Here is a 15,843-nt window from a genome sequence, read left to right as displayed (position 1 = left end):
TGGTTATTGGCTTGGAAAGACCTCGGGGAAATGCGTCGATCCTATTCCCATTCGTGCGCAAGCGCCTGGGGCGTTTGTGTCTGTGAGAACGTTTCGACCAAATTGTGCAGTCGGTGCAGCTTGTCCGAGGCAGTGCAGTTTGCGATGCGGCGGTTGCCGGTAGTCTTGCCGTTTAGGATGCGGCAGGTTCCACCACAAAGGTTGCGGATATCGCAGCGATTGCAGCCCACCGTATGATCCACGTCGTAATCGTGGGACGTTTGCTGCAGCAGTTGAATAAGGTCTGGGATGGACTGCTTGTCGATGTGCGTGACCGCGCCGTCCAGTAGGTGACAAGGATGCACCGTGCCGTCGTGCGCAACGACGATCTGCTCGGCATAGCCGCAGCCTTTCGTGCTGCGGGCGATGCGCGGGCCGCCGTCGCCCTCGACAGCTTCGAGCAATGCGTCGACGACGGGACGGACATCATCGATTCCTAACGGATCTCCGAGTTCCTCGCCGCGCCCGTGGTGGGCGACGCCGTAGCCGAGCCGGAACTCGACCGCGCCACGCGGCCACTGAGAGGCAAAACGAACGAAATCGCGTTGCATCGCGGCAAGGTTGCTTGCCATCACGACCATACTGATGCGCACGCGCACGCCCGCCGCGATTAGGGTGTCCACCGCTTGCTTGGCACGTGCGAAGCTGCCCGGCCCCCGGATCGCGTCGTTGGTCTGTGCATCGGGGCCGTCGATGCTGATTTGCACCTGGTCCACGCATGCTCGAATGAGATCGAGGTATCGATCGATGAGCAGGCCGTTCGAAAAAAGCGTGACGTCGAGCGCGCGTTCGTGAGCCTTCCGGATCAGCAGGTCGCAGCCCTTGTAGATAAGGGCCTCGCCGCCGGTGAACAACACCCGCTCGCCGCCGGCGTCGGCAAACTCATCGATGAGCCGGCTCCAGCGGTCCACGGAGATCTCGCCCTCGGACGTCACGTACGGGCTCGAATCCGCGTAGCAGTGCACGCAAGTCAGGTTGCAGCGCTGCGTCAAATGGAGCCGCATAAAGCGGCCGGGACTGGGGAGCCACCGGTCGGTATACCCGTCGATGCCACGAATGAAGCCCGAAACGGCAAGCCGCCCGATCAGCGCGTAAATGACGGCCCATCCGTCCCGCTCGGGCGTGCTTTGCCGAAGGGTGTCCGCGAGTTGCGATAGCGTGGTGCCGTCGCGCAACTGCAGAAACAACGCATGCTCATTGTCGTCGAGCACGATGGCGATGCCCTCCTCGACGCCGATCCAAAGATGGACGCCGCCGAGCGCGCGATGGGAAAGGATCGGAGGCAAAGGCAACGCACTGCTACGCGAGATGAAATAGCGGCCATCGTCGGTTTGGGACGCAGGCGCCGCCCGTCGACAAGCGTCCGACACGCCGCTCAGTTCGTTGAGCGTCAGTCGATCTAGCTCGCGCTTTCCTTCGATGATGGAGGGAGCCAAGCCGTTTGGATCGGGGGGCGCGTAACTATTGAACGGCGCCAGGCGTCGCTCAAGTCGTAGCATGCTGACCGGAATACGGGCGACGATATGCTCGTCGCCAGCGGATATCGACCGCATGGCGCATTCCCCTCGATATGGGCAACGAGCCTAATAATGGATGATATATGCTGAAAGTCAAGGAACAGTGACCCGGGTAAAGTCTCTTACGCCGGCTTGGATGGATGAATGGCTGCGATGCGCAATCACAAAGACGATGAGCCGTCATGAACGATTTTTGGACTCCCCCTTCAAACTCGATGCGACGGCGCATCCCGGCGCGTACGGTGGCGATTCATGGCGGCACGCATGCGCACTTGGGCTTTGTGGTGTGCTCGAGACCGCTCCCGGCGTCACGCTGCGAACGCTTATGCGAGTTGGGACGTTCTTTCCCGCCTGAGTGCCCGACGGTTGTGGGGCAGGACGTCCTCGTCGACCACCGCGTCGGAGTCGTGCGCATGATTCCATGCGAGAAGCGCACACTGCATGTTTATCGCCTGGTGTGGGATGCCGCGCTCGACGCGACTCGTCGACATTACCACCTGACGGTTTCAGGCATTACACGAATGCCGCACTATGTCGAGTACCACGCGGGCTTTGGCCACTTTCACTGGCATAACGACTACAGCCATGAGTCGGAAGAGGCGCCCCGCAAGCTCACTGTTATTGTCCAATTGAGCGAGCCGCACGAATACGAAGGCGGCGATCTGGAGGTCTTCGGTTCCTCGATTGCGGTCGCGCCGCGTCACCGAGGAAGCATCATCTGCTTGCCATCTTTTGTCGAACACCGCGTGACACCGGTGGTGGCCGGAGTGCGCCGTGTGTTGGTTGCATGGATTGCTGGACCGCGGCTGAAATAAGAATGGTGGAAGAAAATGTCAAGACGCAAAGCAGGTGCATTGGGCGCGGGTCATCCCGGCAGCTTTGACGCCCCGTCGGCAGAGGTCATCGACAACGTACTGGAGCAGGTGCGCGAGACCGGTTTTTGTGTCATCGAGTCGCTGTTGCCACGCGAGTTCACCTATCGCGTCCGGGGCATCCTGACCAAGCTACAACGTCTTGAACGGCATCGTAACCTGCAACCGTCGGGTCACCAGCGCATCCTCCACCTGCTAATCAAGGACGCAATTTTCAGCGAACTGCTCTGCCATCCTTTGGTGCTTGCGATTTGGCGCCGCCAGCTGGGCGACGACATGGTGTGCTCCACCATGACGGCCAACGCCCTGTTGCCCGGCAGCACCGAGCAGTATTGGCATGCGGACTACCCATACTGGACGATGCAGCAGCCTTATCCGGTGTTCCCGCTCAGCGGCCAGGTGATCTGGATGATCGACGCGTTCACGGAAGAGAATGGAGGCACTGCCGGCATCGCCGGCAGCCATCGGCGAGGCCACTTGCCCGACATGGGCCGGGATTGGTGTGATGACGCAACAATTCTCACCGGTTCACCGGGTAGCGCCGTCATTGCGGATGGCGCATGGTGGCACACCTCGAGGCCGAACCGGTCGCGCCGCACCCGCTACGCGGTCTTGGCGAGCTACATCCGAAGTTACTGTGTGACGCAGGAGGATATGTCGATCCAGCTTGCCGCCATACCCGAGCCATCGCCGCTGGTGCAGCAGCTCTTGGGCGCCCGCCGTTACGTGCCGACGCGCGGCTTCCCGTACTGAACGCCGAGTAGATCGCTCAATAGCGCGATCCGGGCGCGCATGCCGGTATGGAAAGGATTGGTGGTTTCCAGCCCGGGGACAATGACCCGTACGACACGTGCCGGGGCGATTTCGGCGATCGAGTAGTCGATCATCACTATGCGCGTGAGGCCTGCGTCGCGTAAGCGCGCGACGATCCAGCGCACATCGGCCGCCGCATCGTCCGACACAAGGCCGCGGATCGCATCGAAAGGCAGGCGCGGCGCGTCTCCATCGAACTCGGGGACAAGAGCGGGCCGACGACGGGATTCGGTCCGCTCGTGACGGCCCAAGCTGCGCGCGGCCAACGTCAAATCTTCGCGTGCGCCGGCTATGTGACTCATGATGGTTTGGCTTGCTTCCAGGATCGCCATGTTCAACGCGGTTTCGGGATCGGGGTGCGCTGCCCAGCCGCTGGCCTGTTGCCAACCGTCGCCGAACAGCGTGCCGTCAGCGTGCCCTTCGGGTAGCAAGATGGTCGCGATGAATGTTGGAATTGCGATATCGACCGCGATCGAACGTGCAACCAGCCGATATCCCGCGCGTTCGATCCGGCGCAGCAGGCGGCGTGTCGACGCTGGCGCGCGATCGAGGTCGGTGACGGGGCTACGCGCAGCGTAGGGCGCACCCGGATTGTCGTTGACGATCGCGTCGATCGTGCGCGCATGCCGCTCGACGTACTCGCACAATGCGTGTGTCAACGCTTCGGCCAGCGTCATGCCCGAGGCAAGCCCATTGGTCGTGACGGTCTTGCGCGCGCCCTGCGGGGAGTAAAAGATATCGAGCGGCAGTCGCATGTGGCTTGCCGCCGCCGCGGGCAGCAGACAGGGAGCCCCGGCGGCGAGGTCGAAACCGCGCACCCAAGGCATGACGAGCTTGGCGCTGTATTGGCTGTCGTAAGGCAAATCCAAAGTCGCTGGGTCCACTGCAGATTCCGCGCGACGCCGCAGTCCCCGATAGCTGGACACGCATACGACGTGTCGGTCCAGATTCTGGGAGTAGCGCTCCTGTGCCCACTTTTCGACCTCCTCCATGATCGCGCCAATTCGCGCGCCGATTGCACTCTCACTCTTCCCGCTGCCTACGGTGCTTGACCACTGGCCGTCCGGCCGGAACGCCTGTGCATTGGGAATGCCTAGGGTCCCAAGACCAGTGATCATCGCCACGCGCGTGATGCCAACCACATTGCGCAAGCGCGTGGCGATGGTGTATGCCGTCGCGGCCGGCATACAAAAGCGCCGGCTGCCCGCGGCCTTGCGGCTTGCCGGCAGCCATCGCCAACGACGCGAATTCGGCTGCGGAACTACGCTATCTGCTTGCCATGCCCTTCGTGCCAATGCGAGCTCGGTCACGAAGTCTTCGCAGCGCGAAGGCGTGATGCCCCAAGCACTCAACTGCCGCACTGCGCCCTTGAAGTCACGTACGTCAAGTTGTCGACACAGCGCACGCCGGGCCGAGTCTCGATCATGCGCGCTCGGCGCGGCTCCACAACTGGTTGCGCGGGTCGCCAGCCAACGAAGGCTCAACGCGCGCGCTGCCTCGCGTTTGAGCATCAGCTCGTCTAGGAACAAGTGGTTTCGAAGGGCTTGCAGGAAGGGGGCTGATGCATTGCGCAACAAGACCATGGCGCGCAGCTCGTCGATGGACTCGCTGACGACCGACGCTTGCAGCGCATCGGTTCCTATGCCAAGACCGCGCAGGCTGGTGGTTACCTCTTCCTCGGTGAGCCAGTGCCAGGTGCGGCCAATTTGTGCCATGCGGCGATCGAATAGTGCCTGGAGTTCCGAAGCATCTGTGATCTCGGGGATGTCCTCGCTTGCTAGCGCGGCCACGGCGCGGAGGGCAACGGCCCGTAGGCCGCCGGTGAATGCCAGGAACTCGAGCAGTTCGCGAAATGGCAACGGCGGTCCGAACTCCCACAAGTGCAACGGCTCGTCGGGAGATGGCACATCACGAGCGTTTGTCGGTAGTGTGATCGCCGATTGCATTCGAGGCGCCGACCCCACTGGCTCAGCGTCTACGTTGCGCAAGTATTCCAGCAAGGTAATCGCGTCCTCGCGCTTCAGGTCATGCGAGGCCAGCATTTCCGCAAGCTGGGCAGCGTCACGGTGATCGTCGAGGCCGACGCGCGCGAGGATGAGCGGATACGTGCGATCGAAATACGGCATCAATTGCGCCGTGCGCAAGATACGTTTTGCCAAAGGCCGTGCCAGCGTTCCGGTCGCGGCGAGGCGCTCCAGCGCATGTCGTATGTTCACGAGCGGTTGGCAAAGCGCGGTGAGCGACTGAGCATCGAAAGTGACCGCGACTTCGTCATCGCGGTCAACGACCCCATCCCGGAACATCTCATAGATGCGGCCTACGCCTACGACACCGGGTACCTCCACAGCGCGTAGTGCGCCCATGCTCGACGCGCCGAATATCCGCGCCCCCCGTGCCAGCGCTGCGCGCAGCTCGCTCGGTGTGACCGCCAACTGTTGATCGAATACGCCGTCAATGATAGCGACGATGATTCCCTGCCCGAAGCCATCCAGGTCACCGCGGCGTATTGGCGGACGATATTCGGCATCGAGAATGCCGCGTGCATCGTCGTGCGACAACGACGGCCCCACGAAGACGACAGGGCGGACCGGTGGCGATGGCGGCCACCGACGAGATCGGCTTGATGCGGTCTCTGAGGGCATAGCGTCACTGGGGCGAGTCGCTCGGCGAGCTACATCTTACGGCATACTCCGATTTCGTTCACTGGCGGCCGGCGGAAGCTGTTTCGCGTGAACCTCGGCGGTCCGACGGCGTTCGCCTTCCTGCCTCGATCACTAATCCTCTGCCGGCGCTTGGCCGGCGACGCACAATCAGTCTTCGACGCAGTGCTCGTGAACTGATTGATTGACCGTATTGGTGAACAGCCGGATTGGCCAATGATGCACATTCAACATCACGAATGGAATGACCGTTTACTGATGCAGAGCCGACGTCTGGCCGTCCAGGCAACTCCGCGAGCGAATGGCGCTTCTGGCCGTTTCCCGCCAGACAAAACAATCGCCGAAACGATACTGTTCTGCACGCTTCGCAATCGGTTGGCCGCCAATGGACACGGACAGGAAAAAACGCGAAGCCCCAACGCGGTTCGCGCGGGCATCGACATCTCGTCCCACCGTTTCCGCCTCCAAACTCATCCCACACCGTTCCCAGGGCCAATCCTCCCGTCACTAGACGACCGGTCTAATTCGACGCTATCATCCACCACCATGAACGCCGCAACCACCACCGCCGATGTCCGGCAGCACATTCTCGACACCGCCAAGCCCATCATGCTCTGCAAGGGCTTCACGGGCGTCGGGCTGAACGAGATTCTGGCGGCAGCCGGCGTCCCGAAGGGGTCGTTCTATCACTATTTCGGGTCGAAGGAGGCGTTCGGCGAGTCGATACTCGAATCGTATTTCGACGACTACCTTGCTCACCTCGACGAGTTGCTCGTGCGTGGCCCCGGCACCGCAATCGACAGGCTGATGCGCTATTGGACCCAATGGCAGCAAATGCAGATGGGCGACGACCCCGAAGGCAAGTGCCTCGTCGTCAAGCTGGGCGCCGAAGTCTGCGATCTGTCGGAAGCGATGCGCGCGGCGCTCGAGCGCGGCACGTCGCAGATTGTCGCGCGGCTCGCCGCATGCATCGCGGCGGCATTCGACGACGGCTCGCTGAAAGCCGAACTCGATCCGCAGCAGACGGCCGAGATGCTGTACGAGCTATGGATCGGCGCGACGCTGATCGAAAAGATCCGGCGCAACGGCGAGCCGCTGGCGGTCGCGATGGCGAGCACCCGTCGCGCCCTCGGCCTGCCGGGAGCGCGCTGAACACGAATGCGATGCGCGGCGGCGCGTGCGATGGAAGTCGCACCGCCGCGTTTTTTACGACTATTTTGTAGACGACTGGTCTATTAGAGGGCGGCCATCATGCGGGATTTCGACGACTGCAACGCGAACCGAGTCCGATTCGGCAAACGGACCGATGCGCGATCGATCCGCGTTTGCCGAGCGTCGAAAGGCTCGACGCGAAGCCGCGTTCGTTCGACGATGGCAGGGCGGCCAGTGAACGTGTCGACGAACGCATCGGCGAGCGCGTCGGCGATGTCGGGCGATGGGCCATTCGTGCGGCGGCAAGCGCGCACGATGCCGGCACGCGATGCGCGAATGCCGCTTCGAGTCGCGGTCGCTGCGATACGGGTTGAAGCGGCGCGGCGCGCGGGATGACGCCGCGAGCCGCGCGGCGCGACGCGATTCGGCGGCCACGCGGCGCCCGGCGCGCGCCGCCGCGCCGCCCGTGCCGGGCGCGGCCCGACAAGTCGGCCGTTTCGAAGACGCACGACCGGCGGGGCCTTCCGGGCCGCGCCGCCTGATTCTCAAGACTTCAAGGAGGGCATCCAGATGAAGATTCTCGTGGTTCTCACTTCGCACGACGAACTCGGCACGACCGGCAAGAAAACCGGCTTCTGGCTAGAGGAGCTGGCCGCGCCGTACTACGCGCTGAAGGACGCCGGCGCCGAGCTCACGCTCGCGTCGCCCCGCGGCGGGTTGCCGCCCGTCGATCCGAAGAGCAGCGATCCGGCGTCGCAGACCGACGCGACGCGCCGTTTCGACAAGGATTCCGAAGCGCAGGCCGCGCTGGCGTCGACGCGCAAGCTCGCCGACGTGTCGATAGACGATTACGACGCGGTGTTCTACCCGGGCGGCCACGGCCCGCTGTGGGATCTCGCCGAGGACCGCCATTCGATCGCGCTGATCGAGCGTGCGATCGCGAGGAACAAGCCCGTCGCGGCCGTCTGCCACGCGCCAGGCGTATTGCGCAACGTGAAGGACCCATCGGGCGCGTCGTTCGTGAAGGGGCGCCATGTCACGGGCTTCTCGAACAGCGAGGAGGCGGCCGTCGAGCTTACCGAGGTCGTGCCGTTTCTCGTCGAGGACATGCTGAAGACGAACGGCGGCCATTACTCGCGCGCGGCCGACTGGGCGCCGCACGTCGTCGTCGACGGGCTGCTTGTCACGGGGCAGAACCCGGCGTCGTCGGAGCCCGTTGCCGAGGCGCTGCTCCAGCTGCTCGAGACGTCGTGACCCGCGGCGCGGGCGGCCGCCGCGTCGCGCGCCGCCCGCGCGCCGTCGTCTAGCCGCGCCGAACCGCGTCGGCTCGCATTCAACCGCATCGATTCGCGTCACCGCGCATCGAATCGCGTCGCGATGCATGTGCGTCGCCGGAAGACGTCGCCCATCGCACGCGCCGCATCACCCGAGTTCCCCACCGACTGCAATACGAATACCGAAGGAGTTGTAGATGGCTGCATTGTTCGAACCGTTTCAACTGAAGGACGTCAAGCTGCGCAACCGCATCGCGGTGCCGCCGATGTGCCAGTACGTCGCCGAGGACGGCGTGCCCAACGAATGGCATCACGTGCATCTCGCGGGCATCGCGCGCGGCGGCGCGGGGCTCGTGATCGCGGAGGCGACCGCGGTGTCGCCGGAAGGGCGGATCACGCCGGGCTGCACCGGCCTCTGGAACGACGGGCAGGCGGCCGCGTTCGCGCGCTCGGTCGACGCGATCAAGACGGCGGGCGCGGTGCCCGGCATCCAGCTCGCGCACGCGGGCCGCAAGGCGAGCGCGAACCGGCCGTGGGAAGGCGACGACCACATCGCCGAAGGCGACGCGCGCGGCTGGCCGACGATCGCGCCTTCCGCGGTGCCGTACGGCGCGCATCTGCCGAAGGTGCCGCGCGAGATGACGCTCGACGACATCGCTCGCGTGAAGGCCGATTACGTCGCGGCCGCGAAGCGCGCGCTCGACGCGGGCTTCGAATGGCTCGAGCTGCATTTCGCGCATGGCTATCTCGCCCAGAGTTTCTTCTCGGTGCATTCGAACCGCCGCACCGATGCGTACGGCGGCTCGGCGGAGAATCGCGGGCGCTTTCTCGTCGAGACGCTCGCGGCCGTGCGCGAGGTGTGGCCCGAGCGCTTGCCGCTCACCGCGCGTTTCGGCGTGATCGAGTACGACGGTCGCGACGAGGAGACGCTCGCCGAATCGATCGGGCTCGCGAAGCGCTTCAAGCAGGAAGGGCTCGACCTGTTGAGCGTGACGGTTGGCTTCTCGACGCCCGACGCGCGCATTCCGTGGGGCCCCGCGTTTCTCGCGCCGGTTGCCGAGCGCGTGCGCCGCGAGGCGCAACTGCCCGTCGCGTCCGCGTGGGGGATCGATGCGCCGGCGCTCGCCGAACGCGTCGTGAAGGACGGGCAGCTTGATCTCGTGATGGTCGGCCGCGCGCATCTCGCCGATCCGCACTGGCCGTATCGCGCGGCGCTCGAGCTCGGCGTCGACCGCGCGTCGTGGACGCTGCCGGCGCCGTATGCGCACTGGCTCGAGCGTTATCGCGCGGCGTGAAGGCGTGAAGGCGTGAAGGCGTGATGGCGTGAAGGCGTGAAGGCGTGAAGGCACCGGGCGCGGACGCTTCGATGGTGTCGATGCAGCGAGGCGTTCGCGCGGGCGACTGCCATCGGATCGGCCGGCATCGTTCGGCGTCGATACATCGCTCGATGCCCCGCACGCTCGGCGGCGTGGCGCGCGGCACGCCGCGCGGTGCCTTCCGGCGGCGAAGCGCACGCGGTTCTTCTCCGCGCGCCGCCTGTCCGCTTCGAAGCGGTCGATCGCTTGACGCCGTGATTCGCGCAATGCCCCCGCGTTTCCTGCGCGGCGCACGTCGTGTGCGAAGCGTCATCTTTCTGCAATGAATCGCGCGTCGCATTCGGCAAGCAAAAAGCGATTCCCGTTTCCTTCTCCGATTGACGTCGATCAACTGTCGGCCCGCATCGATCGCCGACAGTCTTCCGGCGAGCGGCGCGAAGCCGCCTGCCCGGCGAACTTGAAACGCAGCGGGGCATTCACGGCGTGAATGCCCCGCATGCGTGCATGCGCCGGCAGCCCGAACCGCGCCGCGCGGTCCCGCGCATCGCGCGCCCCATCGGACGACCGTCGAAGGAGATCTCAATGCGACTTCAGCACAAGCGTGGCTTGATCATCGGCATTGCAAACGAAAGCAGCATCGCGTTCGGCTGCGCGCGGATCATGCGCGAGCAGGGCGCCGAGCTCGCGACCACTTACTTGAACGAGAAGGCCGAGCCTTATGTCCGGCCGCTCGCGCAGCGTCTGGACAGCCGGCTCGTCGTGCCGTGCGACGTGCGCGAGCCCGGTCAGCTCGAGGACGTGTTCGCGCGCATCGCGCGCGAGTGGGGGCAGCTCGACTTCGTGCTGCACTCGATCGCGTATGCGCCGAAGGAAGACCTCCATCGCCGCGTGACCGACTGCTCGCAGGCGGGCTTCGCGATGGCGATGGACGTGTCGTGCCATTCGTTCATTCGCGTCGCGCATCTGGCCGAGCCGCTGATGACGAACGGCGGCTGTCTGCTGACGGTCACGTTCTACGGCGCCGAGCGGGCGGTCGAGGACTACAACCTGATGGGGCCCGTGAAGGCGGCGCTCGAAAGCTCGGTGCGCTATCTCGCCGCGGAGCTCGGGCCGCGGCGCATCCGCGTGCACGCGCTGTCGCCGGGGCCGCTGAAGACGCGAGCCGCGTCCGGCATCGACCGCTTCGACGCGCTGCTCGAACGCGTGCGCGAGCGCACGCCCGGCCATCGTCTCGTCGACATCGACGACGTCGGCCACGTCGCCGCGTTCCTCGCGAGCGACGACGCGGCCGCGCTGACGGGCAACGTCGAGTACATCGACGGCGGCTATCACGTCGTCGGCTGACGGCGGCGCGCGCGGCGCGCGCGCGTGGCGGCCGGTCCGGCGCATTTGAGCGCGCCGCGCGTGCGCGATAAGATCGCCGTTTCGATCGAATTCAGAACCGAACCGATCCGATTCGCCATCCACATCGCCCCAAGGTCCGCCATGCCGAACGTCACGCTTGTCGTCACCGATCGCCCCGAACCGGCCGAGATCGATTTCATCGGCGCGGGCCTCACCGCGTACAACGTCGAGCGCGTGGGCGTGAACGACGAGCGGGCGCTTGCCGTGTTCGCGAAGGACCCGGACACGGGCGCGCTGCTCGGCGGCCTGACGGGCCGCACGTCGCTCGGCCTGATGTTCGTCGACCTGTTCTATCTGGCCGACGCGTTGCGCGGCGACGGCGTCGGCCGCGAGATCCTGCGGCTCGCCGAGGACGAAGCGCGCCAGCGCGGCTGCGGTGCGGCCGTGCTGTACACGATCAGCTTCCAGGCGCCCGCGTTCTACGAAAAGTTCGGCTGGCGCCGCTTCGGCGAGGTGCCGTGCGATCCGCCCGGCACGAGCCGTGTGTTCATGACGAAAACGCTGCGCTGAAGCGCGGCCGTGCGCGACGCTCGGCCGCCGCACCGGCGCGCTCGCGCGCGTCCTTTAAGATGGCGGTGTCCGCCGCGGCGCGCGCCGCGCTTTCATCTTTCGCCAAGAGTCCTCATGGTTCAGAACGCGTCTGTCCCGCCGGAGCCCGCCGGCCGTCCGAAGGCCCAATCGATCGCGCTCGGCGCGCTGTATGCGGCGCTCGTCGCGCTTGCGTTGTGGGTGATCCGCGATTTCATTCCGGCGATCGCGTGGGCGGGCGTCGTCGCGATCGCGCTGTGGCCCGCGCTGCGCCGGATCGACGCGCTGCCCGCGTTCCACGGCCGCGCGACGCTCGTCGCCGCCGCGCTGACGGCGGCGATCGCGCTTCTCGTCGTCGTGCCGGTCGCGGCGGGGCTCGTCGAGGCGATCGAGCAGAGCCGCGAACTGCTCGGCTGGCTGCATCGCGTCGAGCAGACCGGCATTCCCATGCCCGACGCGCTGTCGCATCTGCCGTTCGGCTCGCAGCAGGCGAGCGCGTGGTGGCAAGCGCATCTCGCGCAGCCGCTGCATCCGGCGAGCGCGGTGAAGGGCGTCGACGGCGGGAGCGTCGTCACGTTCGGCCGCCACTTCGGCTCGCGGCTCGTGCACGCGGCGGTGCTGTTCGGCTTCATGCTCGTCACGCTGTTCGTGATTTTCCGAGCGGGCCCGCGCCTGTCGGGGGCGCTCCTCACCGGCGTGCGGCGTGCGTTCGGCGATAGCGGCGCGGCGCTGCTGCAGCGGATGGCGGCCGCCGTGCACGGGACGGTGACGGGGCTCGTCGTCGTCGGCTTCGGCGAGGGTGTGCTGCTCGGGCTCGCATACGCGTTCGCGGGCCTGCCGCATGCGGCGCTGCTCGGCCTCGTCACGGCGGTTGCCGCGATGCTGCCGTTCTGCGCGCCGCTCGTGTTTTGCGGCGCGGCGCTGTGGCTTTTTGTGCAAGGCGCGCTCGGCTGGGCGATCGGGCTCGCGGCGTTCGGGGCCGTCGTCGTGTTCGTCGCCGAGCACTTCGTGCGGCCGGTGCTGATCGGCAGCTCCGCTCGGCTGCCGTTTCTGCTCGTGCTGTTCGGCATCCTCGGCGGCGCGGAGACGTTCGGGCTGCTCGGCCTTTTCGTCGGCCCCGCGTTGATGACGGTGCTGACCGTGCTGTGGGCGGAGTGGGTCGATTGACGGCGCGCGCCGAACGAACGGCGCGTTGTTTTTCTGACTGTTTTTAGAAATTTCAACAAAAAGACGGTGGAACGTCGATTAGCATGCAGTTTTCCACTGCACCGGCACCGCGCCGCCAAGCCAGAGCAGCATGCGAATCCAGACGACGAACCGCACCGTTTCCGCCCTTGCCGGCCCGCTTGCCGCTGCGCTGCTGATGAGCGGCTGTTCTTGGATCAGCGGCTGGTTCGACTCATTCTCTTACGCGCGGCTGCCGCTGCCGAAGGCGGCCGCGCAGCCGGGTGCGACGCAGGCGCAGGTCGTGAAGGCGGGCGGCAATCCGGCCAGCGTCTGGATCGTGCGCAACGGCACGGGCGTCTGCTACAACTACGATTTGCGCCACGGCAACGACCATCGGCCGTATTACGTCGTGTTCGACCGGCGCGGCGCGGTTTCGCGGCACGGCTTCGCGACCTGCGCGGAGGCCGACCGCAGCGGGCTGCTGCGCGGCGGCGCGCGCTCGGCGCGCGACGAGCCGCGAGCGTGAGCGGTGGGCCGAGCGGATTCGGCGGCTCGGGCCGGTCGCGCGATTCGTGCGCGTCGAGCGCGCGGCCCGGCTGAGCAGCCGAACGGCCCAGCTCTTCGCTACGCGATCGTGTCGACGACGCCGCCGTCCACGCGCAGCGCCGCGCCCGTCGTCGCCGACGCCTGCGGCGAGCACACGTAGACGACGAGGTTCGCGACTTCGTCGCAAGTCGCCGGCCGCTGGATGATCGAGCTCGACCGGTGCGCGCGCACGAAATCGACGCCCGCCTGCTCGACGCTCTTGTGCTCGGCGTCGGCCGTCGCCTTCAGCATCGCCTTCACGCCATCGGACATCGTCGGGCCGGGCAGCACCGCGTTCACCGTCACGCGGCTGCCGGCCGCGAGCTTCGCGAGCCCGCGCGAGATCGATAGTTGCGCGGTCTTCGTGAAGCCGTAATGGATCATGTCGGCCGGGATGTTGAGCGCCGATTCCGATGAGATGAACACGATGCGCCCCCAGTCGCGTTCGAGCATGCCCTTCAGGTAATGGCGCGCGAGCCGCACGCCCGACATCACGTTGATCTGGAAGAAATGCTCCCACTCGGCGTCGTCGATGTCGAAGAAAGGCTTGGGGCCGTAGATGCCCGCGTTGTTGACGAGGATGTCGACGGACGGCGCGGCGTCGATCACGCGGCGCGCGCCGTCGGCGTCCGACAGGTCGGCGACGACGCCCTGGGCGCTCGCGCCGGGCGCCGCGACGCGCAGATGCGCGAGCGTGGCCTTGACGGACGCCTCGCCGCGGCCGTTGACGATCAGCTGCGCGCCGGCGCGCGCGAGTCCCTCGGCGATCGCGAGGCCGATGCCGGCGGTCGAGGCGGTCACGAGGGCGGTCTTGCCGGTGAGGTCGATGTGCATGGGCATGCTCCGCAAAAAGGAGAGAACGATCCGCCGCGCGACGGCGGCGGGCGCGAGCGACCAGCTTAGACGAAAGCGGGCAAGCCGGCGCTCGCGCGGGACGCGATGCGAAGAAGGGGCGGCGTCCGGCGGATTCGCGCGCGCGGCCCGGTTCACCGCGCGGCGTCGCGCGCGGCCTTCCGCGCGCCGTGCCGCGCATCGTCGATCGCGATGCCGAGCCGCCGCACGCAAGCGTCGATCTGCTCGGTCGGCACCGCGCCGTAGCCGAGCACGAGGCCGTTGTACGCGGCCCGATCGGTGCCCGGCAGGCAGAAGCGCGACAGCGGCCGCACCGTGATCGCGTGGGCCTGCGCCGCGCGCGCGACGTCGACGTCGGCGACGGGCGCGTCGAGCCGCGCGGACAGATGCATGCCGCCCGCGCCGCCCGAGACCGTCAGCGCACAGCCGAGATGGCGCGCGAGCGAGTCCTGCAGCGCGCCGCGCCGTTCGTCGTAGAGCCGGCGCATCCGGCGCAGGTGTCTCGTGAAATGCCCCGCCTCGATGAAATCGGCGAGCGCGAGCTGTTCGGCGAGGCGCCCGCGCGGCGCGAGCGCGCCGATCGTGCGGCGCAGCTCCGGCGCGAGCGCGGCCGGCGCGACGACGAAGCCGATCCGCAGCGTCGGAAACATCGTCTTGCTGAACGTGCCGAGATAGACGACGGGTGCGTCGTCGCCGAGGCTTTGCAGCGCGGCGAGCGGCGCGCCGAAGTGGCGGAACTCGCTGTCGTAGTCGTCCTCGACGATCCATGCGCCCGCCGCGCGCGCGTTCGCGACGAGCGCGAGGCGCCGCTCGACGCTCATCACCGCGCCGAGCGGATACTGATGCGACGGCGTGATGTAGACGAGCCGCGGCGGATGCGCGCGCCAGTGCCCGGCGCTCGGCGCGAGGCCGTCCGCATCGACGGGAATCGGCACGAGCCGCAGGTCGGCCGCCTCGAACGCGGCGCGTGCGCCGGCGTAGCCGGGATTCTCGATCCAGACGGTGTCGCCCGCGTCGGCGAGCGTGCGCGCGCACAGATCGAGACCGTGCTGCGTGCCGTCGGTGACGAACACCTGCTGCGCATCGCAGCCGATTCCGCGCGACACGCGCAGATATTCGGCGATCGCCTGCCGCAGCCGCAGATTGCCGCCGAGCGGCGCATGGCCGAGCTGCGCGGGGCCGATCCGCCGCCACGCGCGCTCGAGCGCGCGCCGCCACGGCGCGAGCGGAAACTGGTCGAGCGCGGGCATCCCCGGCAGGAACGGCAGCGGCTCGCGCTCGTCGTCGGCGTCGATCTCCGGCAGCGCCGCGACGCGCCGCGCGAGCGCGGGCCTCGCGTTCGCGGGCGAGGCGGCCGCACTCGCCGCGGGCAGCCCGACGCGCGCGACCATTGTGCCCTGCCGCCGCGCGACGACGAAGCCCTCGGCGGCGAGCCGCTCGTATGCGTAGAGCACCGTGTTGCGCGCGATGCGCAGCGTCTCGGCGAGCGCGCGCGACGACATCAGATACGTGCCGGGCTCGAGCGTGCCGTTCAGGATCGCCGCGCGCAGGCACGCGTAGAGCCGATGCTGCTGCGACGCGCGTGCGAGCGCATCGTGCGCGTTGTCCCGCTCGAAGTTCGACAGCAACACGCCGTAGTCCATCGTGGCTCCAAAAATTCGTGA

Annotated in this window: 14 protein-coding genes; 10 read left to right on the top strand and 4 right to left on the bottom strand. The window is 66.9% G+C overall.

Going from position 1 to position 15,843, the window contains the following annotated elements; genetic code table 11:
• Window positions 1-41: 41 nt before the first annotated feature.
• The gene (locus BTH_RS08720) at window positions 42-1,592 is read right to left on the bottom strand and encodes a radical SAM/SPASM domain-containing protein (protein WP_009897698.1); all 1,551 of its coding nucleotides are present in this window, start codon (window positions 1,590-1,592) and stop codon (window positions 42-44) included.
• A gap of 146 nt (window positions 1,593-1,738) precedes the next feature.
• Here BTH_RS08720 and BTH_RS35050 point away from each other — a divergent pair, with 146 nt between their 5' ends.
• Window positions 1,739-2,371 (top strand): 2OG-Fe(II) oxygenase, encoded by a 633-nt coding sequence (locus tag BTH_RS35050; RefSeq protein WP_223297121.1) that lies wholly within the window; start codon window positions 1,739-1,741, stop codon window positions 2,369-2,371.
• A 15-nt stretch (window positions 2,372-2,386) separates the two neighbouring features.
• Window positions 2,387-3,181 (top strand): phytanoyl-CoA dioxygenase family protein, encoded by a 795-nt coding sequence (locus BTH_RS08715; protein WP_223297120.1) that lies wholly within the window; start codon window positions 2,387-2,389, stop codon window positions 3,179-3,181.
• Here BTH_RS08715 and BTH_RS08710 read toward each other — a convergent pair.
• Window positions 3,151-5,799: a YcaO-like family protein gene (locus BTH_RS08710; RefSeq protein WP_009897694.1), complete on the bottom strand. Its 2,649-nt coding sequence runs from the start codon at window positions 5,797-5,799 to the stop codon at window positions 3,151-3,153. The two genes, BTH_RS08715 and BTH_RS08710, sit on opposite strands and share 31 nt — an antisense overlap.
• A 648-nt stretch (window positions 5,800-6,447) precedes the next feature.
• Here BTH_RS08710 and BTH_RS08705 point away from each other — a divergent pair.
• From BTH_RS08705 to BTH_RS08665, 8 genes are all read left to right on the top strand, one after another.
• Entirely contained in the window at window positions 6,448-7,053 is a 606-nt protein-coding gene (locus tag BTH_RS08705; RefSeq protein WP_009897693.1) for a TetR/AcrR family transcriptional regulator, read from the top strand.
• A 173-nt stretch (window positions 7,054-7,226) separates the two neighbouring features.
• Window positions 7,227-7,427 carry a hypothetical protein gene (locus BTH_RS35045; protein ID WP_146032706.1) on the top strand — a complete coding sequence of 67 codons (201 nt, stop codon included), beginning with the start codon at window positions 7,227-7,229 and terminating at the stop codon, window positions 7,425-7,427.
• 196 nt (window positions 7,428-7,623) lie between these two features.
• Complete coding sequence (locus tag BTH_RS08695; protein ID WP_009897689.1) at window positions 7,624-8,307, top strand: type 1 glutamine amidotransferase domain-containing protein; 684 nt, start codon at window positions 7,624-7,626, stop codon at window positions 8,305-8,307.
• A 217-nt stretch (window positions 8,308-8,524) separates the two neighbouring features.
• Window positions 8,525-9,622 carry an NADH:flavin oxidoreductase/NADH oxidase gene (locus BTH_RS08690; RefSeq protein ID WP_009897685.1) on the top strand — a complete coding sequence of 366 codons (1,098 nt, stop codon included), beginning with the start codon at window positions 8,525-8,527 and terminating at the stop codon, window positions 9,620-9,622.
• 603 nt (window positions 9,623-10,225) lie between these two features.
• The gene (fabI, locus tag BTH_RS08685) at window positions 10,226-10,987 is read left to right on the top strand and encodes an enoyl-ACP reductase FabI (protein WP_009897683.1); all 762 of its coding nucleotides are present in this window, start codon (window positions 10,226-10,228) and stop codon (window positions 10,985-10,987) included.
• Between the two features lie 141 nt (window positions 10,988-11,128).
• Window positions 11,129-11,557, top strand: a complete 429-nt coding sequence (locus BTH_RS08675) for a GNAT family N-acetyltransferase (protein ID WP_009897680.1) — start codon at window positions 11,129-11,131, stop codon at window positions 11,555-11,557.
• A gap of 114 nt (window positions 11,558-11,671) precedes the next feature.
• Complete coding sequence (locus BTH_RS08670) at window positions 11,672-12,742, top strand: AI-2E family transporter (RefSeq protein WP_009897678.1); 1,071 nt, start codon at window positions 11,672-11,674, stop codon at window positions 12,740-12,742.
• Between the two features lie 130 nt (window positions 12,743-12,872).
• Window positions 12,873-13,268 carry an outer membrane protein assembly factor BamE gene (locus BTH_RS08665; RefSeq protein ID WP_009897676.1) on the top strand — a complete coding sequence of 132 codons (396 nt, stop codon included), beginning with the start codon at window positions 12,873-12,875 and terminating at the stop codon, window positions 13,266-13,268.
• A 98-nt stretch (window positions 13,269-13,366) separates the two neighbouring features.
• Here BTH_RS08665 and BTH_RS08660 read toward each other — a convergent pair whose 3' ends face one another.
• On the bottom strand, window positions 13,367-14,161 hold the full coding sequence (locus tag BTH_RS08660) for an SDR family NAD(P)-dependent oxidoreductase (protein ID WP_009897675.1): 795 nt from the start codon (window positions 14,159-14,161) through the stop codon (window positions 13,367-13,369).
• 152 nt (window positions 14,162-14,313) lie between these two features.
• The gene (locus BTH_RS08655) at window positions 14,314-15,822 is read right to left on the bottom strand and encodes a PLP-dependent aminotransferase family protein (protein ID WP_009897673.1); all 1,509 of its coding nucleotides are present in this window, start codon (window positions 15,820-15,822) and stop codon (window positions 14,314-14,316) included.
• Window positions 15,823-15,843 lie beyond the last annotated feature (21 nt).

Source organism: Burkholderia thailandensis E264, assembly GCF_000012365.1.
GTDB lineage: Bacteria > Pseudomonadota > Gammaproteobacteria > Burkholderiales > Burkholderiaceae > Burkholderia > Burkholderia thailandensis.
This window is presented reverse-complemented; position numbering and strand designations above follow the sequence as displayed.